General features: G+C 67.5%; 22 protein-coding genes. 11 read left to right on the plus strand and 11 right to left on the minus strand.

Annotated features, from left to right (window positions below; all coding sequences use genetic code 11):
* Positions 1-93 precede the first annotated feature (93 nt).
* Positions 94-2,871 (minus strand): M36 family metallopeptidase, encoded by a 2,778-nt coding sequence (locus AB0M65_RS10610; protein ID WP_364024647.1) that lies wholly within the window; start codon positions 2,869-2,871, stop codon positions 94-96.
* 155 nt (positions 2,872-3,026) lie between these two features.
* Between AB0M65_RS10610 and AB0M65_RS10615 the strand changes: the two genes are divergently transcribed.
* The 5 genes from AB0M65_RS10615 to AB0M65_RS10635 all read left to right on the plus strand — a co-directional run bounded on the left by AB0M65_RS10615 (position 3,027) and on the right by AB0M65_RS10635 (position 10,821).
* Positions 3,027-3,149 (plus strand): hypothetical protein, encoded by a 123-nt coding sequence (locus tag AB0M65_RS10615; RefSeq protein WP_364024649.1) that lies wholly within the window; start codon positions 3,027-3,029, stop codon positions 3,147-3,149.
* Positions 3,149-4,045 (plus strand): RNA polymerase sigma-70 factor, encoded by an 897-nt coding sequence (locus tag AB0M65_RS10620; RefSeq protein WP_364024652.1) that lies wholly within the window; start codon positions 3,149-3,151, stop codon positions 4,043-4,045. Before AB0M65_RS10615 ends, AB0M65_RS10620 begins: the two co-directional genes overlap by 1 nt.
* Before the next feature lie 33 nt (positions 4,046-4,078).
* Positions 4,079-4,834, plus strand: coding sequence for an NAD(P)H-binding protein (locus AB0M65_RS10625; protein ID WP_364024655.1), 756 nt, complete (start codon positions 4,079-4,081; stop codon positions 4,832-4,834).
* An 813-nt stretch (positions 4,835-5,647) separates the two neighbouring features.
* Entirely contained in the window at positions 5,648-8,728 is a 3,081-nt protein-coding gene (locus AB0M65_RS10630) for a GH92 family glycosyl hydrolase (protein WP_364024658.1), read from the plus strand.
* Entirely contained in the window at positions 8,725-10,821 is a 2,097-nt protein-coding gene (locus AB0M65_RS10635; RefSeq protein ID WP_364024661.1) for an FUSC family protein, read from the plus strand. Before AB0M65_RS10630 ends, AB0M65_RS10635 begins: the two co-directional genes overlap by 4 nt.
* 50 nt (positions 10,822-10,871) lie before the next feature.
* Here the strand turns inward: AB0M65_RS10635 and AB0M65_RS10640 are convergent, their stop codons facing one another.
* The 4 genes from AB0M65_RS10640 to AB0M65_RS10655 all read right to left on the minus strand — a co-directional run bounded on the left by AB0M65_RS10640 (position 10,872) and on the right by AB0M65_RS10655 (position 13,980).
* Positions 10,872-11,510, minus strand: coding sequence for a DUF4360 domain-containing protein (locus tag AB0M65_RS10640; RefSeq protein ID WP_364024841.1), 639 nt, complete (start codon positions 11,508-11,510; stop codon positions 10,872-10,874).
* A 286-nt stretch (positions 11,511-11,796) separates the two neighbouring features.
* Positions 11,797-12,441, minus strand: a complete 645-nt coding sequence (locus AB0M65_RS10645; RefSeq protein WP_364024844.1) for a DUF4360 domain-containing protein — start codon at positions 12,439-12,441, stop codon at positions 11,797-11,799.
* A 258-nt stretch (positions 12,442-12,699) separates the two neighbouring features.
* Positions 12,700-13,563, minus strand: a complete 864-nt coding sequence (locus tag AB0M65_RS10650; protein WP_364024664.1) for an LLM class F420-dependent oxidoreductase — start codon at positions 13,561-13,563, stop codon at positions 12,700-12,702.
* Positions 13,564-13,575: 12 nt separating this feature from the next.
* Positions 13,576-13,980 carry a nuclear transport factor 2 family protein gene (locus AB0M65_RS10655; RefSeq protein ID WP_364024667.1) on the minus strand — a complete coding sequence of 135 codons (405 nt, stop codon included), beginning with the start codon at positions 13,978-13,980 and terminating at the stop codon, positions 13,576-13,578.
* Positions 13,981-14,071: 91 nt separating this feature from the next.
* On the opposite strand from AB0M65_RS10655, the gene AB0M65_RS10660 reads away from it, so the two are divergent.
* Entirely contained in the window at positions 14,072-14,560 is a 489-nt protein-coding gene (locus AB0M65_RS10660; RefSeq protein ID WP_364024670.1) for a MarR family winged helix-turn-helix transcriptional regulator, read from the plus strand.
* A gap of 44 nt (positions 14,561-14,604) precedes the next feature.
* A complete protein-coding gene (locus tag AB0M65_RS10665; protein ID WP_364024673.1) occupies positions 14,605-15,594 on the plus strand; it encodes a malate dehydrogenase in 990 nt (329 codons plus the stop codon).
* Positions 15,595-15,654: 60 nt separating this feature from the next.
* Here AB0M65_RS10665 and AB0M65_RS10670 read toward each other — a convergent pair whose 3' ends face one another.
* Positions 15,655-15,861: a hypothetical protein gene (locus AB0M65_RS10670; protein WP_364024675.1), complete on the minus strand. Its 207-nt coding sequence runs from the start codon at positions 15,859-15,861 to the stop codon at positions 15,655-15,657.
* A 237-nt stretch (positions 15,862-16,098) separates the two neighbouring features.
* The gene (locus AB0M65_RS10675) at positions 16,099-16,458 is read right to left on the minus strand and encodes a MerR family transcriptional regulator (protein WP_364024678.1); all 360 of its coding nucleotides are present in this window, start codon (positions 16,456-16,458) and stop codon (positions 16,099-16,101) included.
* A 52-nt stretch (positions 16,459-16,510) separates the two neighbouring features.
* Between AB0M65_RS10675 and AB0M65_RS10680 the strand changes: the two genes are divergently transcribed.
* Positions 16,511-17,347: an NAD(P)-binding domain-containing protein gene (locus AB0M65_RS10680; protein ID WP_364024681.1), complete on the plus strand. Its 837-nt coding sequence runs from the start codon at positions 16,511-16,513 to the stop codon at positions 17,345-17,347.
* On the opposite strand, the gene AB0M65_RS10685 is transcribed toward AB0M65_RS10680, so the two are convergent.
* On the minus strand, positions 17,344-18,012 hold the full coding sequence (locus AB0M65_RS10685) for a winged helix-turn-helix transcriptional regulator (protein WP_364024684.1): 669 nt from the start codon (positions 18,010-18,012) through the stop codon (positions 17,344-17,346). The two genes, AB0M65_RS10680 and AB0M65_RS10685, sit on opposite strands and share 4 nt — an antisense overlap.
* Before the next feature lie 52 nt (positions 18,013-18,064).
* On the opposite strand from AB0M65_RS10685, the gene AB0M65_RS10690 reads away from it, so the two are divergent.
* Positions 18,065-18,481 (plus strand): DUF1761 domain-containing protein, encoded by a 417-nt coding sequence (locus tag AB0M65_RS10690; RefSeq protein ID WP_364024687.1) that lies wholly within the window; start codon positions 18,065-18,067, stop codon positions 18,479-18,481.
* A 160-nt stretch (positions 18,482-18,641) separates the two neighbouring features.
* Here the strand turns inward: AB0M65_RS10690 and AB0M65_RS10695 are convergent, their stop codons facing one another.
* Complete coding sequence (locus AB0M65_RS10695) at positions 18,642-19,511, minus strand: TetR/AcrR family transcriptional regulator (protein ID WP_364024690.1); 870 nt, start codon at positions 19,509-19,511, stop codon at positions 18,642-18,644.
* An 87-nt stretch (positions 19,512-19,598) separates the two neighbouring features.
* Between AB0M65_RS10695 and AB0M65_RS10700 the strand changes: the two genes are divergently transcribed.
* Complete coding sequence (locus AB0M65_RS10700; RefSeq protein ID WP_364024693.1) at positions 19,599-21,395, plus strand: right-handed parallel beta-helix repeat-containing protein; 1,797 nt, start codon at positions 19,599-19,601, stop codon at positions 21,393-21,395.
* 70 nt (positions 21,396-21,465) lie between these two features.
* Positions 21,466-22,095, plus strand: a complete 630-nt coding sequence (locus tag AB0M65_RS10705) for a hypothetical protein (RefSeq protein ID WP_364024696.1) — start codon at positions 21,466-21,468, stop codon at positions 22,093-22,095.
* A gap of 262 nt (positions 22,096-22,357) precedes the next feature.
* On the opposite strand, the gene AB0M65_RS10710 is transcribed toward AB0M65_RS10705, so the two are convergent.
* Complete coding sequence (locus tag AB0M65_RS10710; RefSeq protein WP_364024699.1) at positions 22,358-24,400, minus strand: M3 family metallopeptidase; 2,043 nt, start codon at positions 24,398-24,400, stop codon at positions 22,358-22,360.
* 102 nt (positions 24,401-24,502) lie between these two features.
* Complete coding sequence (locus AB0M65_RS10715; RefSeq protein ID WP_364024702.1) at positions 24,503-25,213, minus strand: histidine phosphatase family protein; 711 nt, start codon at positions 25,211-25,213, stop codon at positions 24,503-24,505.
* Positions 25,214-25,224 lie beyond the last annotated feature (11 nt).

Raw genomic sequence — 25,224 nt, forward strand, 5'->3', positions numbered from 1 at the left:
GGGGTCCCCATAGGACGAAAAGTGTCCTATGGGGACCCCTCATGACATACGGGACGGGCCCGCGCGCGTAGGAGGCCGCGGCAGGTCACCTTCTCAGGCGGCAGCACCCCGCACGGCCAGCTTGGTCACGTCCAGGTACAGGCACCCAGCCGTGGACGGCTGCGGCGAGCAGGCCTTGCCCGGGTAGAACGACAGCTGGTTCGACGAAACGGTCAGCCGTACGAACAGCACACCGGAAGTACTGCCCGGCGCGAGCTGGAGCGCGGTGAGCTTGTTCAGATCCGACGGCTTGAAGTCGCCGGTCCCGGCCTTCACCCAGGTCGTGCCGTCGGCCGAGGTTTCGACGGTGACGTCCTTGGCCGCGGCGGGCGGGTCGTCGCCGCAGGTGTTGGACGGGTCGATCTCGATGGCGTTCACGTTGACCGGTTTGCCCAGTTTGATGGTGACGAACCGGGTCTCGATCGCGCCGTCGGGGCCGGCCTTCTTGTCGGTCGACCAGCCGCCCCCGCCGAACGGGGAGGACGCGAGCAGGTCGCCGGGGCCACAGCCGTACGGGGTGAAGTCGACGCCATTGAACGCGGAGACACCTGCCCCCGCGCTGTCGGACGCCCAGTTGCGCCGCAGCGGCCAGTTGAGTGTGGTGGTGCCGGAGCGCACGGAGACCGCGCGGGTTTCGGTGTCCGCGCCACCGCCGGTCGCGTAGACCTTCGGATAGGTGCCCGGGAGCACGCCGGGGATGGTGTAGGCGCCGTTGGCGTCCGACACCGCGGCCAGGTTGCCGGCGAATCCGGAGTCGTGGCCGCTGAACCGGATGGAGACGCCGCCGAGCGCGGCGCCGTCGTCGCGGTTGGTGACCTTGCCGGTGACGGTTCCGGTCGGGGTTCCGGCGGGCGGCGGGGTCGAGAAGTCCTCGGCCGGTGCGGTGTCGGCGCCGGTGATCGACGCGGCGAAGTAGCCCATGCCGCGGGCGGCGAAGGCCTTCCACAGCTTGGCGTGCGCGCGGCCGCCGTTGATCACCGTGTCGGCCTGAAGGATCGCGTTGCGCATGTCCAGGAAGGACGGCGACGCGGGCGAAAGCTCCATCGCCCTGGTGACCAGCGCCCGGGTCAGCTGGACGCCGAGTGCCGAGCGGACGTCCCACAGCGTGCTCGCCCAGATCTCACCGTCGGCGTGCACCTCCGGGAAGCCGATGATCCGGCCGAGGTCGCCGTAGGTGTAGCCGCCGGCACCGGCTCCGGGGGTGCCGGGGCACTGCGGCGCGCCGGCACCTACCAGGCAGTCCAGCGGCTGGGTGCGGACGAGGTTCTTGCCGTCGCTGACGTAGTCGCCGACGACGATCTCCCCGGGTGCCGGGGTGTCCTTGACGACGTTCCGGCCGACGAGGTAGTCGAAGGCGTACCAATCGCTCCACGCCTCCCCCATCGCGCCGGACTGCAGGGAGTTCAGCGTGGAGTTGCCCTGCGCGTCGACGACGAGCCGGTTGGACAGGCCGTGGGTGTACTCGTGGTGGATGATGGCGGCGTCGTCGGCCGAGTTCGCGGCGAGGAACGGGTCACCGGGCTCGCGGGGGTCGTGGAACAGGAACATCCCCATCGTCGGCTGCTGCCCGTCCGGCGGGGTGCCCATGAACGCGTTGTCGTAGTAGCCCGGTTCCTTGGCACCGAGCAGCGTGTGGACCTGTACGGCGTCGCCGTCGGCCTTTTCGAAGTTGCCCGCGGCGCGGGTGAAGCCGATCGGGAACGAGGCGAGGTGGTCGTGGAACGTGCCGACGTAGGTCAGCGCCTGTACGGCGTTCTGCTCACGGTTCTTCGCCCACGAACCCGGTGTCTTCGGGTCCCAGGAGCACGGCCTCGCCGCCGAGCACGGCGGTCCGACGACGGCGTTGAAATCGGAGAACTTGTAGCGGTAGGTGCCGTCGGTGTTCGGCCCGATCTCTTCCTGGGGCTGGAACTTCTGGTCGCCGTTAATGTCGGCGGCGACATGCGCGACGTTGCCGTCCAGTGTCTTGGCGTCGGCGGGCAGCCAGCCCTTCTGGGTCAGGTTGACCTGCTTCTGCGGGCCGGGACTGGCCTCCCACGCGAGCCCTTTCGCCCCGTCGGCGTCGTTCGCGTGGCTCACGAGGTTCTTGCGGTAGAGCAGCTTCCCGGTCGCGGCGTCGGTCACTTCCTGGAACATCTTGTCCACGGCGGGTTTGGCCAGCGTGTACCAGGCGAGACGCACTCCGTCGCCGGTGAGGAAGGCGACCTGCTTCGAATCGGGTCCGGGCGCGGCGAGCGCGGCCTGACCGAGCGACGCGGGCAGCCCGCGGACCGGCGAGCCGTCCAGCTGGATCAGCTTGCCGTCCTTGGTCACGTGGGCCTTCAACCCGTTGCCGAACAACGGGGTCCCGCCGACAGGCTGGGTGAACGACAAGTGGTGTGTGCCCTCGACGTCGATGTAGTCCTTGCGCAGGTTCAGTTTCGCGGTGTCGGCGGCGCTGAGGCCGACGAGTGCTTCCTGCTCGCGCAGGTAGTTCAGCACGATGTCGCGGGGTGCTTTCGTGCTCGGGCCGGTGAGGAATCCGTCGGTGCGGGCGAGGACGCGGGGAGTGCCGGTCAGCTCGTCGAAGTCGAGCAGGGCCTGGTTCCCCAGTTCGGCGCGGGCCTTCGCGACGGAGTTCGCCCGCGACGCCTGGATCTGTGCGCCGAGGGCGTGTGGGCCGGGTCTCGCCGTGTCGCGGACATCGATGTCCTTTCCGGATCTGTCCGGTGTCGCCTGACCGGCGCCCGGTGCCGGTGCCGCACCGGCCTGTGGCGCTGTGATCAGCGCCAATACTGTTACCGCGGTCGCGGCGCACAACGAGGTACGCGAACGCGACGAACGTGACGTCACTCAAGACCCCTCTCTCGGTGATGACGCAGACGTTTCATTCGTACCGATACAGTCACGGTGGACGTCAGCGCCGATCAGGTACGGCCATCCCGGTGAGCGGTACCCTGGCACGGCAAGGTCCACTGTGGACTCGACTGGATTCGTAGGGGGAGCTCGTGTCCGATGGGGATCGGTCCGGAAGGGACGCCGAGCCCGACGATTTCGTGATCGACGAGGCGCCGGTAGGCCGTCTGCCGTCGAGGGGCGAGCCCGGCGACAACTTCCGCCGCGACCGCTGATGGACCGCGTCACGGAGTTCGAACAGTCGCGGTCGTCCCTGTTCGGGCTCGCGTACCGCCTCCTCGGGTCGGCGGCGGAGGCCGAGGGCGCCGTCCAGGACGCGTACCTGCGGTGGGCCGGTGCTGAACGGGAGTCGATCGAGTCGCCGCGGGCGTGGCTGGCGAAGGTCGTCACCAACCTCTGCCTGAACCGGCTGACGTCGGCAAGGGCTCGGCGCGAGCGGTATGTCGGGCCGTGGCTGCCGGAGCCGGTCCTGACCTCCGATGGCACGCTCGGCCCGCTGGAGACGGCGGAGCAGCGGAACTCGGTGTCGCTGGCGATGCTGGTACTGCTGGAGCAGCTCAGCCCGGCCGAGCGGGCGGTGTTCGTGCTGAAGGAGGCCTTCGGCTACAGCCACCGCGAGATCGCGGCGATCCTCGACGTCTCCGAGGTGAACTCGCGCCAGCTGCACAGCCGGGCGCGGCGGGACCTCACCCGGGCGGATGAGCGACGGGTTTCGAACCCGCGACAGCTGGAAACGCTCGTCGAGAGCTTTCTCGCCGCGGCTCGGGACGGTGATCTGGCCGGTCTGGAGAAGCTGCTCACCGACGAGGTCACGGCGTGGTCGGACGGTGGTGGCAAGGTCACCGCGGCCCGGCGCCCCGTGCACGGCGCGGAGCGGGTCGCACGTCTGTATGCCGGGATGTTCGCAGGCGCGGCGCGGGTGTCGATCGAGATCGGCGAGGTCAACGGCGGCCCGGCGGTGATCGCCGCGGCGGGCGGCACGCTGTACGGCATCCTCGGGTTCGAGGTCGTGGACGGCCGGATCGCCGGTCTCCGCGCGGTCGCGAATCCGGACAAACTCGCGTTCTTGTCACGGCAGCTGTCACGTTCCGGGTGGCTCGCCGGTTCTTGAGGGTGGAAGCTCTTGAGAACGGGAGGAACACCTGTGACGAAGCCGATTCTGGTGACCGGCGGTACCGGCGATCTGGGCCGCGAGGTGGTGCGGCGGCTGCGGGCCGACGACCTGCCGGTCCGGGTCATGAGCCGTCGGCCCCGGCCCTCGGGTGAGTCCGGCGAGTGGGCACGGTGTGATCTGCGGACCGGTGAGGGCGCCGACGCGGCGGTGGACGGCGTCTCGGTGATCATCCATTGCGCGTCGACGCTGGGTCGCGGGGACGAGCAGGTGACGCGGAACCTGGTCGAGGCGGCACGGCGGGCCGGGAGCCCGCCGCTGGTGTACATCTCGATCGTCGGCATCGATGTGATCCGGTTCTTCTACTACGACGAGAAGCTGGCGTCGGAGAAGGTCGTCGAGGAGTCCGGTCTGCCGTGGACGGTGCTGCGGGCGACGCAGTTCCACGATCTCGTCGCGCGGGCGTCGGCGGTGCAGCGGCGGCTGCCGGTGACGTTCATGCCGTCCGGGTTCCGGTTCCAGCCGGTCGCGACCGGGGACGTCGCCGATCGGCTGATCGCGCTGGCGCTGGGTGAGCCGTCGGGGCGGGTACCGGAGATGGGCGGCCCGGAGGTGCGGACCGCCCGGGACCTGGCGGAGGCCTACCAGCGGTCGACGGGACGGCGGAAACCGATCGTGCCGGTGTGGCTGCCGGGCAAGTTGTTCCGTGCTTTTCGGGCGGGCGGGAACCTGACGCCGGAGAACGCGACGGGCACGGGCACCTTCGAGGAGTTCCTCGCGTCCTCGTGAGTGTTTTGGGTCGTTAGGGCCAAGAGTGTCTTGGGCACCTACTGGATTTAGCTGCGGGACTGATCGCGGGTCAGGTCCGTGAAGGTCTCCTTGCCTAGGTACGTGAAGGCCCCCTTCCTGTACCTAGGCGCAAGGAAGGGGGCCTTCCTGTACCTCAGGCGAGCAACGGGGCGCCGGTACCGAGCGGGCAGGGTCTCGTGAGTGTTTTGGGTCGTTCTAACGCAATGCCACTTAGCTCAAGTTGATCAACCTCTTGACCTGCGGTTTCTTATGGGCGACGACAGTCGGTCAGGGTCTCGTGATCGCCCCGCCTTAGAGTGTTTGCCCTGGTCAGGCGGCCGACGTCTTGGAATTGGTTTTCAAATTCAATATAAGCTAAGCGGCATTGCGTTAGAGCGGACCCGCTCTTGAGCACTTACGCGTCGCCTGCGGCGTTGCTCGCGTGAAGTACAGGAAGGCCTCCTTCCTTGCGCCTAGCGCAAGGAAGGGGGCCTTCCTGTACTTGGGGAAGGTGTGAAGGTCGAGTTTCCTCGGCTGAGCCGAGGGAAGGGGTCCTTCACGCGCCGCCGTGGTGACTGGTGGTGCTGTGGGGGCTCGTGATGGCCTTCGGAACGGGTGAGGGGAACTTTGAAGGACTCTGGGTTTCTTAAGGAGTCCTTCGAAGACCGGCCGCTACCCGGCTCACCCGCCGTAGGTACCTAAAACATCCTTCGCTAGAACGACCCAAAACACTCACGACCCAGGCACCCGCTGGTCCGGGGCGGCGGCCCGCCACACCGAGCCGCGCTCACGCTTCGGAGTTACGGTGGCCTGGTGACGATCACCGGGTTCTTCTCCTCCTTCGAAACGGGTGATCCGCAGCCGCTGGATCCGGCGTTGCGTGTGGGTACCGGACCACGGTCGTCGCCGACGGCGAAGACGGGCGTCGGGTTCACCGGCGCGCACGCCCTCCGCTTCGAGGGCCCGCTTCGGGCGACGCTGTTCGAAGTGGACATCGAGGTCACCGGCCATACCGAACTGTCCTATGTGGTCTTTCCTGAAGACGCCGAGACCGTCCCCACCTATCGCAGCACCTTCGTCGCGCTCGACGTCGAGTTCGCCGACGGCACCACCGCCGGATTCAGCGCGAAGACGCAGGGCATGGACAAGACGCTGTACGTCGATCAGTGGAATCTCGTGCGCCGCAGCCTCGGCGCCTTCGCCGGACGGCGGATCACCCGCATCGTCCTGGTCAGCGAACCACCGGACGGCGAAAGCACGGGCTGGATCGACGACGTCCGGGTCGCCGACCGCGCTGTGGAAGCACAAGAGCCGGTCGACCACGTCCGCACCACACGCGGCACGCATTCGAGCGACAAGTTCTCGCGCGGCAACAACTTTCCCGCCACGGCCGTCCCGCACGGTTTCAACTTCTGGACCCCGGTCACCGACGCGGGCGTCACCAACTGGCTCTACAGCTACCACCGGCACAACGACGCCGCGAACCGACCGGCACTGCAGGCGTTCGCGTTGTCGCATCAGCCGAGCCCGTGGATGGGCGACCGGCACACCTTCCAAGTGATGCCGGGGATCGGCCCGGTCGAACCGGACCGCGGCCGCCGCGCGCTCGCGTTCTCCCATGACGACGAGATCGACCGGCCGCATCATTACGGCGTCCGGTTCGCCAACGGGGTCACCACCGATATCGCCCCATCGGATCACGCGGCCTTGTTCCGGTTCACCTTCCCGGGCGATCGGGGCTGGCTGTTGTTCGACAACGCCCGTAACCGAGGAGGCATCCGGCTCGACGCGGCGAAAGGCGTGGTCACCGGGCACACCTGGGTCCGCAGCAGGCTGTCGGCCGGCGCGCGGCGGATGTTCATCCACGCCGAGTTCGACGTCCCGGCCGAACGCGGCGGCAAGATCCGGCGTCCACTGTGGCGCACGGTCACCGGATTCCTGGAGTTCGCGGCCCCCGAAGTGACGATGCGGATCGCGACGTCGCTGATCAGCCTCGCCCAGGCGAAACGCAACCTCGACCTGGAGATCCCGGACGGCACCGGCTTCGAGCAAGTCCGCGACAACGCCCGCGACGCCTGGTCGGAGGTATTGGGCCGCGTCGAGATCGAGGGCGCGACCGAGGACCAGCGCACGACGTTCTACTCCAACCTCTACCGCCTGTTCCTCTACCCGAATTCCGCGCACGAGGACACCCCGAAGGGCGTCCGCCACGCGAGCCCGGTCGTCCGCCGCTTCCGGCCCAGCACCCGCACCCGGACCGGCGCGAAGGTCGTGGACGGCGAGATGTACGTCAACAACGGCTTCTGGGACACCTACCGCACCACCTGGCCCGCATATGCGCTGCTCACGCCCGCCCGGTGCGGGCGGATGATCGACGGCTTCGTCCAGCAGTACCGCGAGGGCGGCTGGATCTCGCGTTGGTCCTCCCCCGGGTACGCCAACCTCATGACCGGCACCAGTTCCGACGTCGCGTTCGCCGACGCCTACCTCAAGGGTGTGCGCGGCTTCGACGTCGAGGCCGCTTACGACGCGGCGCTGAAGAACGCGACGGTGACGCCTCGCGGGCAGAGCGTCGGCCGGAAGGGCCTGCACGAGTCGATCTTCCTCGGGTTCACGCCAACATCCGTCCACGAAGGCCTGTCGTGGGCGCTGGAGGGCTGCGTCAACGACTTCGGCCTGGCCAATCTCGCCGAAGCACTCGGGCACCACGACGACGCCGCGTATTTCCGGCAGCGTTCACAGCAGTACGCCAACCACTTCGATCCCCGGATCGGGTTCTTCCAGGGCCGCGACCGCGACGGCAGCCGTCACTTCGCCGCCGAGGGGTACGACCCGGAGGCGTGGGGCGGCGACTTCACCGAGACGAACTCCTGGAACACCGCCTTCTCCGTCCCTCACGACGGCGCCGGGCTCGCCGCGCTGCACGGCGGCACGGAAGCCCTGGAGTCCACATTGGACACCTTCTTCGCGACTACGGAGACCGGCCGCAAACCGGGTTCCTACGGCGGGCTGATCCACGAGATGACCGAGGCTCGCGACGTCCGGATGGGCCAGTACGGGCATTCCAACCAGCCGTCGCACCACATTCCCTTCATCTACAACTACGCCGGTGCGCCGTCGAAGACGCAGCGGATCGTGCGAGAGGTCCTTCGGCGGCTCTACGTCGGTGGCGATCTCGGCCAGGGGTATCCGGGCGACGAAGACAACGGCGAGATGTCCGCTTGGTACGTCTTCGGCGCGCTCGGGTTCTACCCGCTGGCCATGGGCAGCCCCGAGTACGCGATCGGGTCGCCGCTGTTCACCAGGGCGACCATTCACCTGGAGAACGGAAAGGACCTGGTCGTCGACGCGCCCGGCAACACCGCGGACACCGTCTACGTCCAGGGCCTGACGATCGACGGCCGCGAGCACGAGAGCAGTACGCTCCCGCATTCCGCGCTGGACGGCGGCGCCGTGCTGGAGTTCACGATGGGTGATAAGCCCTCGGACTGGGGCCGGTCCCCCGCCGAGCCGTCCGATCCGCGTCCTTTGTCGGACATCACGGTCGGCGCCGGCGCGCTGTTCGACGACACCACCAAGACCGAGATCACCTTCCCGTCCGGCAATCCGGTCATCGACTTCCCCGTCGAGGACACCCCTCGCGACGTCGTGATGTACACGCTGACCTCGGGAAGCCGCCGGGGTGATCCGCGTTCGTGGGTGCTGGAGGGCTCCGGCGACGGCGAGCGCTGGACGCTGCTGGACCAGCGCGAGGGTGAGACGTTCCGCTGGCGCCGCCAGACCCGGCCGTTCGCCCTCGCGGAGCCTGCCAGGCACGCCAGATACCGTCTTCGCATCACCTCGTCCACCGCCCGGCGGGTCACCCTCGCCCAAGGAGAGCTGCTCGCCCGATGATCTCGCGCATCACCCAGGCCACGACCGACCGTCTGGTCGCCTCCGATCCCGGCCTGGTCCGGCTCCGGCTCGGTTTCTCGGCAGTGCTCAGCATCATCGTCGCGGTGCTGGCCATCCTGCCGTTCCATCAGCCGCTCACCATCACGCTGGTCGCCGCGATCGCGGCGATGACCTCCGCCTTCACCGTCAACGACGACACTCCGGGACAACAGGCGGTGACGCTGATACTGGCGCTGCTGCTCGGGGCGGCGTCACTCACCGCGGCGAGTGTCGGCTCGGCGGTGCCGCCGCTGGACAGCGTCGTGTTCGTCCTGCTGATCTTCGTGGCGGTCTACGCGCAGCGGTTCGGTTCGCGTGGGATCGCGCTGGGGTCGATCTCGTTCTTCCTGTTCTTCTTCGCGATGTTCCTGCAGACGCATCTGAAGCAGGTCCCGGTGCTGCTGCTGGCGCTGGGCATCGGGATCGCGGCGAACGCGGTGGTCCGGTTCGTGCTGCTGCGGCGTCACCGGGAGGCGGAGTTCCTCCGCGTCCGGCGGGCGTTCCGTGCGCGTCTGGCGGCGGTGGTCCGGGCGTCCGAGGACTATCTCGCCGTCGGCGGCAGTGAACGCACCCGCAAACGGCTCCGGACGATGAATTCGCGCCTGCACGAGTCCGTGCTGCTCATCGAGGACGCCGCACCCGAGGTCACCAGCGCCGATTCGGTGAGCAGGCTCCGCCGCCGCGCGATCGAGGTCGAGCTGGCGGTGCAGTGGCTGACGATCACCGTGCAGCGCACCTGCGCGGAGGACCTCGGCGAGGACGTCCGGGACGACCTCATCGCGCGGCTGCGACGGTTCCGGTCGCTGATCGAACGCGATCCGCGGGAACTGCCGCTGATCAGCGAGACCGAAGAATTCAGCAAGATGCTGGTGGAAGGCAGCCGGATCGACGAGCACGCCGCATCCGGTGACGGGGTCCGCCGGGCCATCGCGGAACTCGCGCTGGCCGACGTGCGGGCGCAGCGGGTCGCCGAGCACGACGTCAGCGATGCCGCCGACGACCCCGAAGAGCCGGAAGTTCCCGACGAGGAGAAGTCGGCGGCGTTCGCGTACGACAACCAGACCCGCAGCGCGATCCAGGCCGTGGTGGGCGGGGGGCTCGCGGTCCTCGGCGGGGAACTGGTGTCGAGCCAGCGGTGGTACTGGGCGGTCCTGACGGTGTTCGTCGTGTTCATCGGCTCGTCGACAGCCGGGGCGACCTTCGTGAAAGGCGTCCGGCGGCTCGGCGGGACGCTGATCGGCATCGTGGGCGGGCTCGTCCTGACGTTGCTCGTGTCGGGCAGCGTGCCGGCGACGCTGGCGCTGATCCTGGTGTGCGTCTTCGGCATGGTCTACATGGCACGGGTGTCGCAAGTGATCATGGCGTTCTTCATCACCAGCATGCTCGGCCTGCTCTACAGCCTGCTGGGGACGTTCAGTCTCGAAGTGCTGTGGATCCGGGTCGCGGAGACCGCGGTGGGTGCGGCGGCGGGGGTGCTCGCGGCGGTGGTGATCGTCCCGGTGCGCACCCGCGCGGTGATGCTGGACGACGTCTCGACGCTGCTGGACGAACTGGACGAGTTCGTCCTGAAGGCCGCGGGCCTGCTGACCGGCGCGGAGAACGTGAACGTCATCGAGAAGTCGCGGGATCTGGACCGGGCGGTGGACAAGGTCCGCACGACGATCGAGCCGCTCACCCATCCGGTGAATCTCAGCAGCCGCCGTGACTACGGCTGGCATGTGCTGACGACGGTGGAGACCATCGCCTTCCGCGCCCGGCACGTCGCGGCGCGGTCGCAGGCCGGGCTGCTGCTCACCGAGGCGGACCGGTTGCTGCTGTACACCGGGCGGATCCGGGAGAACATCGCGGTGCTGCGGAAGGCGATCGGCGATCCGGGTGGTTTGGGGCACGGAACACTGGTCCGGGACGACGGAACGCCGGTGGCGGACCGGATCGACGATCCGCGGGCGCGTTCGGTACTGACCAGTCTCGGGCATCTCGACGAGACGGTCATCGCGCTGGGCCGCGCGTTCGGGGTGGTGGCCACCGATCCGATCCCGACCGGGAAAGGGTGACGGCCTTCTTCGTCGACATTCGAAGAAGGCCGCCGCCTCAGGGATCGGTTCTACGGTTTGGGACACGGCTTCCAGGAGAAGTGGTACGTGGTCTTGATGGCACCGTCGGTCGAGTCCATGGTGACGAAACTGGTGGTCTTCTTCGGATCGGAAGTGCCGACCGCGGTCCGCAATTCCGTGTTGATGTTGAAGTTCCGGTCCTCACCACAGGGCTTGTAGACGATGGCGCCGACCTCGATCTCGTCGGTGAACTGCCAGTTGTCCTCGACCGGTCCCTTCAGGTTGTGGTTCACGTAGGACGTCGGCGAATTACCCTGGAAGTAATAGTTAGCCCGTTCCAGTCCCGTGGCCCCCGCCGCCAGCGACGCGAAACCGCGATAGTCCGCGCTCGCGATACCGTAGGTGAAACCCTGTGGCACGTGCACGTAGAGATTGAGCTGACAATTCTTACGCAGATCGGTCGGTTTGGCACCGACGCCGACCTGAGCCGTGTACTCGCTGTAGGTCACCGTGAAGGCGGTGTTGTCCGGCGACACGGAAATAGCGGAGGTACCCGGTCTGCATCCGGTTCCATTCACGGTCACGACGTCGATGACTATTTTGTCGGTAGGCAACGGCGGTGGTACCCAGCCATTCGTAGTGACAACCGATGAGAAAAGCGTTACGGCAGCAACCAGCGCATTGAGCATGGGATCCTTCCCAAAACTTCCACACGGCGGGAAACTGGGCGAATTCGGTATTAGCGAGACGATCTTTTCCCTGCCGCCCGCCGATCGGACGAAAATGGTTTCGGTCACCGGCATTCCGGGTGACCGGCGAAAATGGGCTCGCCGATAACACTCGCCGCCGCCGGAGGATGGCGACGACGAGCAGGAGCTGTGTCCCTGGTCAGGGCGGCCAAGGTCGGTGACCATGGACGGAGCTGGGTGCGACGGCCTTCTTCCGGGCCGGGAAGCAGGCCGTCACCCAGGGAGGTCAGGAGGTCGGGCAGACCTTCCACGAGAAGTGGTACGTGGTCTTGAACGAGCCGTCGGTTGAGTCCATCGTGATGAAACTGGTGGTCTTCTTCGGGTCCGACGCGCCGGCCCCGACCCTCAGTTCCGTATTCACGTTGAGGTTCCGGTCCTCACCGCACGGCTTGTAGATGATGACGCCGCCTTCGGCCTCGTCACGGAATTGCCAGTTGTCCGACAGCGGGCCGTTGACCGCGTGGCTCACCTGCGCGGTCGGCGAATTACCCTGGAAGTAGTAATTCGCCCGCTGCAGCGCCTTGGAGCCCGATTCGAGCGAGGCGAAACCGCGATAGTCGGCGCTGGCGATGCCGTAGGTGAAGCCCTGCGGCACGTGGATGTTGAGGTTCAGCTGGCAGTTCTTCCGGAAGTCGGTCGGCTTCGCGCCGACGCCGACCTGTGCGGTGTATTCGCTGTAAGTCACGGTGAAAGCACTGTTGTCCCTGGCGACGGCGACCGCCGACGAACCCGGCGGACAGCCGGAACCATTGACGGTGATCACGTCGATGGTGACGCGGTCGGGTGGGTTCGTCGCCGGCGGCGGGGACCAGCTGTTCGGTGTTATTATCGACGAGAAAAGTGATATGGCGGCAACCACTGCGCTAAGCATGGGGTCCTTCCCGAAAACTTCCACACGGGGGGCGGGGATCTGGGGCGGACTCATATTAGCGAAACGATCTTCACGGCGCCGCCCGCCGATTGGACGAAGCCGCCCCGGCAATCGGTTCATGAAAACACTTCGGACTCTGTAACCGTTTTCCGGGGCCGGAGAAACACCATCGGCCCCGGAAAACACCCTTCGTTTCTCACAGTATGAAAGAATGATTCTCTGAATTCGGCGTTGACGATTTCGCGAAGACAGGCGGGATCAGGCGGCGGCGAGGCTCGCGGCTTCACCGAGCACCGCCACCGAGGCGGGATCCCAGTGTCCGGCGGTGATCACCACGGCGTGGTCCAACCCCCACGAGGCGAAGTCCGCGCACCGGCGCGCGAAGTCCTTTGAGGACTCCCCCGGTGCCAGTCGGGTGGCGATCGTCTTCTCGATCTCACCGGACGGCCGCCCGACGTCGTCGCAGTGCCGCGCGAGAACGTCCAGCTGCCCGCGTACGGTCTCGCCGCCGTCGGGGACGTCGAAGAGATTGCACGCGTCGCCGTACTCCGCGACGAGCCGCAAGGTCCGCTTCGGCCCGGTGCCGCCGATGAGCACCTTCGGCCGGTTCACCGGCAGGGGGTTGTTCACCGGCCGTTCGAGCCGGTAGTGCCGTCCGGTGAACGGAGACGCGTCGCCGTCCCACATCCGCCGCGCGATCCGGAGGATCTCCTCCAGCCGCTCGAATCGTTCCGGGACCGGCGGCAGCGACAGTCCCATCGCGCGTGCCTCGTCTTCCTGGTAGCCCGCGCCGATCCCCAGCCAGGCCCGGCCCCGCGAGAGGACGTCCAGCGTGGTGACGGCCTTGACCAGCACCGCCGGAGCACGGAAGGTGGCGGCGCTGACCATCGTGCCGAGCTTGATCCTGGAGGTGGCCGAGGCGAGGAACCCGAGGGTCGTGTACGCCTCCAGCATTTCCGAGTCGGGGACACTGCCCGGCGCGCCCTGCAGGAGATGGTCGGCGACCCACAAGGTGTCGAGGTCGCTCTCATCGGCTATCCGGGCGACCTCGGCGAGCCCGTCGACCAGCCCGGCTTGCCCACCGGGCCAGGAGAAATCGGTGACGCTGACGCTGACGCGCATGATCGTTCCTTCTCAGCTTCCCGTGGGGCGCGCGAACGACGGCGGTCCGCCGATCGGGCTCAGATGGATGCCGGCGATGAGCCAGCGGTCGTCGTCGCGGACGAATACGTGGGTGACCCGGAACCGGCCGTCGACCCGGTCACCCTTGTGCGTGCCCTCCTGGGCGTGCACGCCGACCGACACCGCGGCGGTGCCGTAGTCGCGGATCTCGGCTTCGGTCCAGTCGAGCTTCTCGGTGACCAGGTCGCCGCCTCGGTAGCGCTCCAGCCATTGCGGTTTGCCGAGTACGAAGCCCAGCGGCCCGACCAGGGTGAAGTCGGCCGCGGTCATCGCGTCGAGTGCTTCGGTGTCGCCCTTGACCTCGGCGTCGGCCCAGCGGGCCCCGAGGTCGCGGATCTCCTTCTCCGTACCACGCATGGCATTTCCTCCGTTCTCGTTCGATGGTGACAACGTTAGATATCGAACGATTAGATGTCAAACCCTTAGAGTGATGCGCTATGCTTCGGACGTGCGAAAACCCACCACGGCACCCATCGGGGTCGTCCTCGCCAAGACCGCCAAGACCGTCGGACGCGCCTTCGACCAGGCACTGGCCACCGAGGGCGGCTCACAGCCGGTATGGCAGATCCTGATCACCCTCAAAACCAGGCGCCTGGCCAACCAGCGGGAACTCGCGGCCGCCGTCGGCATCCAGGGCGCCACACTCACCCACCACCTCAACGCGATGGAAAGCACCGGACTGATCACCCGGCGGCGTGACCCGGACAACCGGCGAGTGCATGTCGTCGAACTCACCGACGAGGGTGAAACGGTCTTCCACCGCCTCGCGAAGGCCGCCATCGCGCACGACAAACGGATCCGCGCCGGGTTCAGCGACGAAGAGATCACCACACTGGCGAGCCTGCTGACCCGGCTCACCGCGAACGTCGCCGATGACGGCATCGATCAAGAAAACAGTGACTGGACGCACCCGAACGCTGACTCGGGACAGGACTAGCATCGCGGTACAAAGTCGATGTCGCCTCAAGCTGGAGAACCGCAATGACCCAAGCCCCTGTCAACGTCACCGTCACCGGTGCGGCCGGCCAGATCGGCTACGCGCTGCTCTTCCGCATCGCGTCCGGTCAGCTGCTCGGCCCGGACACCCCGGTGAAGCTGCGGCTCCTGGAGATCCCGCAGGCGGTCAAGGCGGCTGAGGGCACCGCGATGGAACTCGACGACGGCGCGTTCCCGCTGCTGTCGGGCATCGACATCTTCGACGACCCGAAGCAGGCCTTCGAGGGCTCCAACGTCGCCCTGCTCGTCGGCGCCCGCCCCCGCGCCAAGGGTATGGAGCGCGGCGACCTGCTCGAGGCCAACGGTGGCATCTTCAAGCCGCAGGGCGAGGCCATCAACGCCGGCGCCGCGAGCGACATCAAGGTCCTCGTGGTCGGCAACCCCGCCAACACCAACGCCCTCATCGCGCAGGCGCACGCACCCGACGTCCCGGCCGACCGCTTCACCGCGATGACCCGCCTCGACCACAACCGCGCCCTCGCGCAGCTGTCGAAGAAGCTCGGCGTACCGGTGACCGAGCTGAAGAAGGTCGCGATCTGGGGTAACCACTCCGCGACCCAGTACCCCTCGATCGCGCACGCCGAGGTATCCGGCAAGCCCGCGACCGAGGTCCTCACCGACCAGCAGTGGCTGGCCGACGAGTTCATCCCGACCGTCGCCAAGCGCGGCGCGGCGATCATCGAGGCCCGCGGCCTGTCCTCCGCCGCGTCGGCCGCCTCCGCGGCGATCGACCACGTGCACACCTGGGTCAACGGCACCCCCGAGGGTGACTGGACCTCCGCGGCCGTCGTCTCCGACGGCTCCTACGGTGTTCCCGAAGGCCTGATCTCGTCGTTCCCGGTCACCGCCGCGAACGGCGAGTACAAGATCGTCCAGGGCCTGGAGATCGACGACTTCTCGCGCGCCCGCATCGACGCCTCCGTCGGCGAACTCGCCGAAGAGCGCGACGCGGTGAAGAAGCTCGGCCTCATCTGAGCCCGAACCACCCGGCGAAAGGCGGCCACGTCCTTCGGGACGCGGCCGCCTTTCCGTTCGTCAGCCAAAAAACTCCCGCGCCGGGCGCGGCACCCACAACAACGCGACCAGCACGATCTGCACGACCGCGACCACCGGGATCACCGCGTGGAACATCGGCGAAGACGTCCACGAGAACACGCCGAACACCACCGACAGCAACTGTGTGACAGTGGTCAGACGCCGCGTCCACGGCCGCCCGGTCCCGAGCTTCCACGCCGGCACCACACACAGCACCAACAGGATCGGCGTGGAACACCGCCCCGGACTCGATCGCGACCTCGGCGGACCGGACGACCTCGGCCTGCCCGAAACCCGGGTACAGCGCCGCGATCTGCTCGCGCAACGCGTTCTCGTTCGCCCACATCACCAGCGGGATCACCAGATGGCTCACCGCCACGGCGATCAGCAGCGCCCGCGACAACCGCACCACTCCCGGCGCCGGGGCCCGCGTGACCGTCGTCATCAGCTCGCCCGCCGTTCCGCACCGATGATCGTGTCGAGGTTGGCGCGGGTGACTTCCAGCGCACCGATCGCCTCGTCGATCCGGTTCCGCTGCCGCAGCAAACCATCGACCAGCTCCGGGCAATCCGGCGTCAGCCAGCCGTCCTCGTCGACGATGCACGGCAGGATCTCCAGGATCTGCGCCGTGTTCAGCCCGGCCCCCAGCAAGACCCGGATCCGCCGCACCACCGCCACATCGGCGTCGCCGTACACGCGATACCCGCTCGGCCGCCGCTCCGGCCTCAGCAACCCCTGCTCCTCGTAGTACCGCAACGCACGCTCGCTGACACCCGTCCGCCGTGCGAGTTCCCCGATCCGCATCCGCACCCCAGGCTTGACTCTGACGTCAATGTGAAGGTTTAGCTTAGCCGCCATGACCTCCGTGACCGTCCTCGGACTCGGCCCCATGGGACACGCCCTCGCCACCGCGTTCACCGTCGCCGACCACCCCACCACCGTCTGGAATCGCACACCAGGCAAGGAAAACGGCCTCGACGCCACCATCGCCGGAACCGCCGCCGAAGCGATCACGGCCAGCTCGCTCATCCTCGTCTGCGTACGGGACTACTCGGTGGCACAGTCCATTCTCGACACTGACGCCCTCAAAGGCCGCACCCTGGTGAACGTCAGCGGTGGCTCACCACGACAAGCCCGCGCAATGGCGACCTGGGCCGCCGAACACGGCATCGGCTACCTCGACGGCGTGATCGTCGCGACGACCGAAGCCATCGGTGGCCCCGAAGCCGCCCTGTTCTACAGCGGACCGACAGACGTCTACGAGACACATCGATCGACCCTCGCCGCTTTGGGCGAGAACGCCAACTACCTCGGCCAAGACCCAGGCCGTGCCGCCGCGTTCGACGCCTCCCTGCAGGACATGCTCTGGACGTCGATGAGCGGCGTGATCCACATGTTCACCCTCGCCAAAGCGGAAAACATCGCCGCCACCGACATCGCAGGCCACGCGAAGGCGATGCTCGGCTTCTTCCCGGACATGATCGACCAGCTCGCCGGACAGGTCGGCACCGGCCGGTTCCCCGGCGACGGCGGCACCCTCACCTCCACCGCGGCGACGATGGACCACATCCTCGACGCCATCCGGGCACAAGGCCTCGACAACGGCGTCCTCAGCGCCGCCCGCGCCGACGTCCAGCGAGCCATCGACGCCGGGCACGGCTCGGACGGATTCGGCAGGCTCGCCGCACTCTAGGAAGTCGCGCCCCTCGCCAGGTTCTGCCGGCTGAACACCTCGCGAAGAACTCGCCTGTCGCCCTGGAGATCTCCCGAAGAGAGTGCCTGGTCGATCGTGAGCCCGCCGACCGCGAGCCCGATGACGACCTCCGGCGCGGCGCTGAAGACCGTGTCCGGCCGCTCATCGGGCCCCGCGATCGCACTGGGGCCGTCCTCGTCGACCCGAAGGACCATGAGGAAGCCGTCCGTCTCGACGCCGAGCTCCACCGGAGGACTCGCGGTCACCCCCCGGAGCAGGCCGGGGAGAGCGAGAGCCAGCCAGCGCGGCTGGAACGCATCGCCCTCACGTCCGGTCATCATCAACGGCGCACCCCACCTGCCGAGCGCCTCCATCGGTTCGCGGAGCCCCGCGCCCCACGGCGTCAGCGCGTAGACGACACCCGTCTCCTCCAGACGGCGCTCGACGATCCCGTTCGCCTCCAGGGTCCGCAGCCGTTCCGCCAGGAGGTTGGTCGCGATCCCCATGAGCGAGGTCTTGAGCTCGGTGTAGCGCATCGGTCCGGGGAGCAGTTCTCGTACGACCAGGAGGGTCCAGCGGTCACCCACGACGTCCAGGGTGCGCGCGAGGCCACAGAACTGCCCGTAGGAGCGGGGACTCTTCGCCGTTCGGTTGACTTTGTCCATCGTGGTTGATTATATCAAGCGCGCGGACCAGCGTCGAGGGAAGGAGCTCCGCATGGAGTTGAACATCAATTGGCTGGCCGTCGTGGTAGCGGCCGCGGCCGGGATGGGCATCGCCATGGTCTGGTACGGAGGATGGCCCTTCCTCGGCGTCTGGCGGGAACTGACCGGAGTGACCGAAGAGGACTCCAAGAGGGCAGGCAAGGCTCCCTTCGCCGTCCTCCTGCCATCGATCCTCGTCACCGCATTGGTACTCGCCGTCGCCTGCTCCATCGTGTCGGGCTTCTTCGGCAGCGACCCACTCTGGCTCGACCTGGCCGTCGGTTTCGCGATCTGGCTCGGGTTCTCGCTGACGACCTTGGCCCAGCACAACGCGTTCGAGCAGAAACCAACGCGCCTCATCGTGCTCAACAACGCCTACCAGCTGACGCTTTTCCTTGGCATGACACTCGCCATCGGATTGCTGCAGTGACAGTCGTGCGGGACCGTATGGATGCCGGATCATCTAACGCGTCAAAATCCACACGGTTACCGGGCGCCACCCACGACCAGTCTTTGCGGATCTTGTCTGTAGTGCTTGAAGTTAGTCTTGTACTTTGCCCAAATGTATAGGTCGTTATACACTTTAAGAATCAAGACTGGCCAGCTTGGCGTCGACGATAAGCACGCTGCTGACAGGCCCTTGAGCAGTAGTCCCGCGGCCTGCCTCGCACTCCCCCGTCCAGCGGCTTCCCGCATACGACACACTCCCCTCCCCCGGTTTCGTCACGGATTACCTCACTCCCCTGACGTTCGACGAGTGCCTCGATACCGTCGAGGGTCCGCTGCAGCCCGAACTCGAACGGGTCCAGTGGCTCGTCCATTCCCCCGCTCTCCCACAGCCTCCCCAAGGCCGGGTATGCGTCGAAACGTTCGAACAGCGACTCGCGCTCACTCCACCAGGTCTCATGGGAGACGCCGGTACGCCGTTGCAGGTCAGCGGTGTCCTCGGCCTGGCCGGCGACGGAATGGACGAAACCACCGAGCAGATTCACCACGGCGATGACCTGTGCGGGCGCAAGGCCGCTCCGCGAGGCGACGTCCAGCGCGTGGTCGTAGCCGGCCATGATGTTCGGCCCCGGCAGGCGCCGGGCTCCCGCACTGTGCACCAGCCACGGATGCCGCTGGTGCAGTTCCCATGCCCGCCGCGCCCAGCGTTCGAGGCCTGTCCGCCAGCCGAGACCGTCCGCGGGCTCCACCGGGAACTCGCCATACACGGCGTCACGCATGAGTTCCACCAGTTCGGCTTTCCCTGGCACGTACCGGTAGAGCGACATCGTGGTGGTGCCGAATCGTTCCGCGACCTTGCGCATCGAGAGCGCGGTGAGCCCCTCGGCGTCCGCGACCTCAACCGCCGCCGCGACGATCCGGCCGAGACTCAGCCCCGGCCGATCCGGCTCGGGTGCCCCCCACAGGAGTTCGATCGCACGCTCCGGATCCGGAGGCACGTCGTCTTCCGCCACAGTCACTCCCTTGACGCTCGTCGCTCGATCGTGTTTAGCTGATAAACCTCAGTTTATCCCATAAACACATCCCAGGAGCGCTTCCGCATGCCTGAAGTCAGGTTCCACGTGTCCCCCGACGGCCAGGACGACTGGCCCGGCACCCTTGAAAAGCCCTTCGCCACACCGAAGGCGGCACAGGACGCCGTCCGCGCCGTCACCGCCGGAATGACCGGGGACATCGTCGTCTCCTTCACCGCCGGTGTCTACCACCTCGAAGAAGGCCTCGCCTTCGACGACACGCTGGCCGATTCCGGCGCCAACGGCTTCCGCGTGATCTACCAGGCGCAGGGCTACGCAACAGCCGGGCGACAGCAGGTCGTGCTGAGCGCCGGCCGCGAGATCACCGGATGGTCGGCCGACGCCGTCGGCGTATGGACGGCGCCGATCGGCGATCTCGAACCGCGGCGGCTCACTGTGGACGGCCTGCCTGCCGCGAGGGCGAGCAAGAACGAACTTCCCGGCATCGTGACGAAAACAGCGACCGGTTACGTCACGGACAATGCGGAGCCACAGTCGTGGCCGGACCCCTCGGGACTCGAGTTCGTCTACCCCGGCGTCTACCCGTGGTCCGAAGCCCGGCTCGCGGTCGCGTCGATCTCCGGTGACGACTCCTCGACCACCATCACCATGGCTCAACCCGCCTTCGACAACGCCAAGTCCCTCTACGACTCGAAGTGGTACGGCGACGGCGGAGACGGGATCTGGGACGGCCTCGCCGCGCCTTCCGTACTCGAGAACAATGTGGCGTTCCTGACCGAGCCCGGCACCTTCGCCGTCGACCGCACCGAACAGGGCAAGCACGTCCTGCATTACCGTCCGCGTCCCGGCGAGGAGATCGGCAAGACCATCGTTGTCGCCCCGGTGCTCGAAACGCTCGTCAGCGGGCAGGGTGTCCACGATCTCGTGCTACGCGGCTTCACCTTCGCCGACGCGGGCTGGTCAGGTCCCACTCGCACCGGCGGGTACTTGCACTATCACGGCAACGCCCGCTACGAGCAGGGCGAGTTCCAGAAGATCGACCTCGGCCTGGACGTCGGTTACGTGCACGTCCCGGCCAGCCCGGTCGAGTTGCCCGCCAACGTCAGGTTCGCTTCGGTCAGCCGGGTCACGGTGGAAGACAACCACTTCACCCGCCTCGGCGCGGGCGGACTGAGCATCGAGGACAGCACCGACGTCGAGGTCCGGGCGAATGTCTTCGACGAGATCTCGGGCAGCGGGATCGCCGTCCACGCCAGCACCCGGATCTCGGTCGAGGACAACCTCCTCCACCACATCGGCACCGAGTACCGCGGCTCGTCCGCCGTCCTGGTGGTCGAATCGGAAGAGACCACCGTGGCGCACAACGAGATCCACGACGTCCCGCACAACGGCATCGTGATCACCGGTGGCAAGCGGGCCAAGGGCACCCAGGTAATCGCGAACCTCGTCGAACGCAGCATGACGAAACTGATGGACGGCGGCGGGATCTACCTCTCCGCACCGCAGGGAGCGTCGTTCGCCGGCGGAGCGGTGGTCCGCGGCAACGTGATCCGGGACGTCCTGACCTCGTACAACTTCGGGCTCTACGCCGATTACGGCGCAGCGTGGATCACCGTCACCGGCAACATCGTCCACCGGGCGGACACGCCGATCGTGCTCAACGTCGGCCCGCCGATGGAGAACGTCGCCTTCGTCGGCAACTTCTGGGACGTCCGGCCCGACGGCTACGACGACCCGCCCAAAACGGTGACCGTGGCCGGGAACACCGTGCTGCCCAAGGAGACCTTCGAGGAAGCGGTCCAGGCCGACCCGGCGGGAGCCGACATCCTCGCGCGGGCCGGGCGCCGTGATCTGAAACGATGATCAGCGCTCCTGCCGGGCATCTGTCCGGCAGGAGCCGCACCGGCCACGCCACCCGAGGAGACCACACGCCATGCCGACCCCGTCCACGGAAGCCACCGGGACACGTCAACGCCTCGCGCGGATCGCGACCGAGGTGCTCGCCCCGTGGGTCTGGGTGCTCGGCCTGCCACTGATCGTCGCCTGGAAGGTCACCGGGTACCACTTCGGCGAGACGGTGCTCTGGGGGCTGATCGTCGGCGTGACCGGTTCGCTGATCCCGATGGCCGTGATCGTTCGTGGCGCCAGGAAAGGCAAGTGGGACAGCCACCACGTGACGGATCGCGCCGGGCGCCTCGTCCCGTTCGCGGTATGCATCGGCTCGCTCGCCGCCGGGTTCGTCATCCTGATCGCCGGGGGCGCCCCGTACGAGATGATCGCGCTCGCGGCCGCCGAACTCGTTTGCCTGGTCGCCGCCCTCGCAATCACCTTCGGCCTCAAGTTCAAGATCTCGATGCACGCGATGGTGGCGGCAGGCGCGGCAGTCATGCTGATCCGCGTCTACGGGCCCTGGCTCGCGCTCCTCTTTCTCGCCGTCGGCTGGGTCTGCTGGTCCCGCGTCGAACTCGGCGACCACACCAGGGCCGAAGTCACCGCGGGAACGGCTGCCGGTGTCTTCCTCGGCGGTGGTACTTATCTTTTTCTCGCGGCGATTCTCGCCTGACGGCCAGCCGTATAGGTCGTTATACAGTCAACTCGCGTTCGCCGACCCGCGTATACCTTCGGCGAGTTCCGCCAGATCGGCAGTGGCGGCGAAGAACCGCTCCCCTGCCCCGACGACCACGCCCCGCTCCCTCGCCGCAGGAGCCAGTGCCACGGCCGCTTTCCCGCAACTCCCCGCCCAGCTTCCGGACGCCGGACGCCACTCCTGAACGCGGCTTCCCTGCCTGGTCCTAGGGGTCCAGGCAGGGAAACCGTCAGGGTCGTCAGGCCCCGGCGAGGCCGCGGCGCTTCAGCAGCGGCTCGATCTCCGGGTCGCGGCCACGGAACGCGCGGAAGGCGGCCATCGGGTCGATGCTTCCGCCACGACCGAGCAGCTCGCGGCGGAAGTGGTCACCGTTCTCCCTGCTGAGCCCGCCGTTCTCGCGGAACCACTGGACGGTGTCGGCGTCGAGCACCTCGCTCCAGATGTAGGAGTAGTACCCGGCGCTGTAGCCGCCGCTGAAGATATGCGCGAAGTAGGTGGTGCGGTAGCGCGGCGGCGCGGCCTCCAGCGCGACACCGGCCTTCGTCAGCGCCTCGACCTCGAACCGCTGGACGTCGTCGATCTTGTCCTCGGTGCCGAGCGCGTGCCACGCCTGGTCCAAAAGGGACGCCGCGAGGTACTCGGTCGTCGAGAAACCTTCGCCGTACTGCTGCGACGCGAGGAGCTTGTCGATCTGCTCCTGCGGCAGCGGCTCACCGGTCACGTGGTGCTTGGCGTAGTTGGCCAGCACCTCGGGCCACAGCATCCACATCTCGTTGACCTGCGAGGGATACTCGACGAAGTCACGCGGGACGTTGGTGCCGGAGAACGTCGGGTACTCGACGTCGGAAAGCAGTGAGTGCAGTGCGTGCCCGAACTCGTGGAACGCGGTGACGACCTCGTCGAAGGTCAGCAGCGTGGGCTCCCCCGACGGCGGCTTGGCCACGTTGAGCACGTTCACCACGACCGTCTTGGTGCCCATCAGCTTCGTCTGGTCGACGAAGTTGTTCATCCAGGCGCCGCCGCGCTTCGAGTCGCGAGCGTAGTAGTCGAGGAGGAACAGGCCGAGTTCGGCGCCGTCGGCGTCGAAGACCTCGAAGATCCGGACCTCGGGGTGGTACTTCGGCAGGTCCTCGCGCTCGGTGAAGCTCAGGCCGTACAGCTTCGACGCGGCGAAGAAGACGCCGTCGCTCAGCACGCGGTTGAGTTCGAAGTACGGCCGAAGGGCGGCGGTGTCGACCTCGAACCGGTCCTTGCGGACGCGCTCGGCGTAGAACGCCCAGTCCCACGGCCGCAGGACAGCGCCGGGGATGTCGGCTTCGAGGTAGCGCTGAAGTTCTTCCGCCTCGCCCTTGGCGTTGGCGACCGCGACCGGCGCGAGGCGTTCAAGCAGGCCGACCGCCGCTTCGGCGGTCTTCGCCGTCTCGTCCTCGATGACGTACGAGGCGTGGTCGGGGAAACCGAGCACGGCGGCGCGCTCGGCACGCAGCCGGACGATCCGGGCCACGATCTCGTTGTTGTCGAACTCGTTGCCCCGGTTGCCACGCGACACCGACGCGGTGAAGATCCGCTCGCGCAGCGCGCGGTCTTCCAGCGAGGCCAGCGCCGCCTGCGCCGTCGGCAGGGTCAGCTTGAGGACGTACTTGCCCTCCTCACCGGCGGTCTCGGCGGCGGTGGCGATCGCGTCTTCGGTGAGCCCGGCCAGTTCCGCGACGTCTTCGACGACCACCGCGAGTTCGTTGGTGTCCTTGAGCAGGTTCTGCTGGAACCGGGTCGACAGCGTCGAAAGCTGCTCGTTCAGCTCACGCAGGCGCTTCTGGTCGGCTTCGGGCAACCCGGCGCCGGCGCGACGGACGTCGGTGTGGTGCCGCTCCAGCAGCCGGAGCGACTCGGTATCGAGGCCGAGTTCGTCCTTGCGCTCGAACAGCGAGTTGATCCGGGCGAACAGCGCCGGGTTCAGGTGGATGGCGTCGGCGTGCGCGGCCAGCCGCGGTGCCATTTCCGCCTGCACGCGCTGGATCTCGTCGTTCGCGTTCGATCCGGCGAGGTTGAAGAACACGCTGGAGACGCGGGACAGCAGCCTGCCGGACTTCTCCAGCGCGACGATGGTGTTCTCGAACGTCGGCGGCTCGGCGGAACCGGCGATCCCCTCGATCTCGGCGGTGTGCTCGGCCAGACCCGCTTCGAAGGCCGGCAGGAAGTGCTCGTCGGCGATCCGATCGAACGGCGGAAGGGCGTAGGGCAGCTCACTCGGCGCGGCGAACGGGTTGTCCTGCGAAATCATCGGTGTTGCTCCCGGGTCGTCGAATCTGCTGGTCTGGCCACCCTACGGGCAGTGAGGGGCCGGTGGATGCCGTCCGTGGCGTGACGCCGCCGTCGGCGATGGTCACGCTCCGGTGGTACCGCCCACCACCGCGTCGGAGCTCTGCTTTCCCTTGCCGCGCTTGGGTTTGGGCTGCGCTTTCGGCGGCGCGATACCGGCGAGGTCGCCACCGTTGTCGTTGACCCGCAACACGAACGGACGAGTCTCGGTGTAGCGGACGACTGAAACCGACGCCGGATCGACCACGATCCGCTGGAAGGCGTCGAGGTGCTGGCCGAGTGCGTCGGCGAGGATGGACTTGATCACATCGCCATGACTGCATAAGAGCCAGACCGCGTTCTCGCCGTGCTTCGCGGTGATCCGGGCGTCGTGCGCGCGGACGGCCGCGACCGAACGGGCCTGCATCTCGGCCAGTCCTTCGCCGCCGGGGAAGATCGCGGCCGAGGGGTGCGCCTGCACTACCCGCCACAGCGGTTCCTTGACCAGATCCTTGAGCGCGCGCCCGGTCCATTCGCCGTAGTCCACTTCGGACAAACCGGGCTCCTTGACCTTGTCCAGACCACGGGCCTCGGCCAGTTTGGCGACCGTCTGGCGGCAGCGGAGCATCGGCGAGACGACCAGTTCCGCCAGCGGGACCGGCGCCAGCCGCTCGACCAGCGCGGCCGCCTGCGCCCGGCCGGTGTCGTCCAAACCGACCTTCGGGGTGCGCCCGGCCAGGACGCCCGAACCGTTCGCGGTGGACTTGCCGTGGCGCAGAAGGATCACAGTACTCACGTATGCCACCC

The sequence above is a fragment of the Amycolatopsis sp. NPDC051071 genome, from assembly GCF_040682875.1.
GTDB lineage: Bacteria > Actinomycetota > Actinomycetes > Mycobacteriales > Pseudonocardiaceae > Amycolatopsis.

Bases quoted from the DNA above. Each gene is read 5' to 3' on its own strand.
- AB0M65_RS10645 (WP_364024844.1), bottom strand. From the start codon at position 12,441: ATGCTTAGCGCAGTGGTTGCCGCCATATCACTTTTCTCGTCGATAATA.
- AB0M65_RS10690 (WP_364024687.1), top strand. From the start codon at position 18,065: ATGGAGTTGAACATCAATTGGCTGGCCGTCGTGGTAGCGGCCGCGGCC.
- AB0M65_RS10635 (WP_364024661.1), top strand. From the start codon at position 8,725: ATGATCTCGCGCATCACCCAGGCCACGACCGACCGTCTGGTCGCCTCC.
- AB0M65_RS10620 (WP_364024652.1), top strand. From the start codon at position 3,149: ATGGACCGCGTCACGGAGTTCGAACAGTCGCGGTCGTCCCTGTTCGGG.
- AB0M65_RS10640 (WP_364024841.1), bottom strand. From the start codon at position 11,510: ATGCTCAATGCGCTGGTTGCTGCCGTAACGCTTTTCTCATCGGTTGTC.
- AB0M65_RS10655 (WP_364024667.1), bottom strand. From the start codon at position 13,980: ATGCGTGGTACGGAGAAGGAGATCCGCGACCTCGGGGCCCGCTGGGCC.
- AB0M65_RS10680 (WP_364024681.1), top strand. From the start codon at position 16,511: ATGACCTCCGTGACCGTCCTCGGACTCGGCCCCATGGGACACGCCCTC.
- AB0M65_RS10675 (WP_364024678.1), bottom strand. From the start codon at position 16,458: ATGCGGATCGGGGAACTCGCACGGCGGACGGGTGTCAGCGAGCGTGCG.
- AB0M65_RS10700 (WP_364024693.1), top strand. From the start codon at position 19,599: ATGCCTGAAGTCAGGTTCCACGTGTCCCCCGACGGCCAGGACGACTGG.
- AB0M65_RS10665 (WP_364024673.1), top strand. From the start codon at position 14,605: ATGACCCAAGCCCCTGTCAACGTCACCGTCACCGGTGCGGCCGGCCAG.
- AB0M65_RS10710 (WP_364024699.1), bottom strand. From the start codon at position 24,400: ATGATTTCGCAGGACAACCCGTTCGCCGCGCCGAGTGAGCTGCCCTAC.
- AB0M65_RS10705 (WP_364024696.1), top strand. From the start codon at position 21,466: ATGCCGACCCCGTCCACGGAAGCCACCGGGACACGTCAACGCCTCGCG.
- AB0M65_RS10685 (WP_364024684.1), bottom strand. From the start codon at position 18,012: ATGGACAAAGTCAACCGAACGGCGAAGAGTCCCCGCTCCTACGGGCAG.
- AB0M65_RS10650 (WP_364024664.1), bottom strand. From the start codon at position 13,563: ATGCGCGTCAGCGTCAGCGTCACCGATTTCTCCTGGCCCGGTGGGCAA.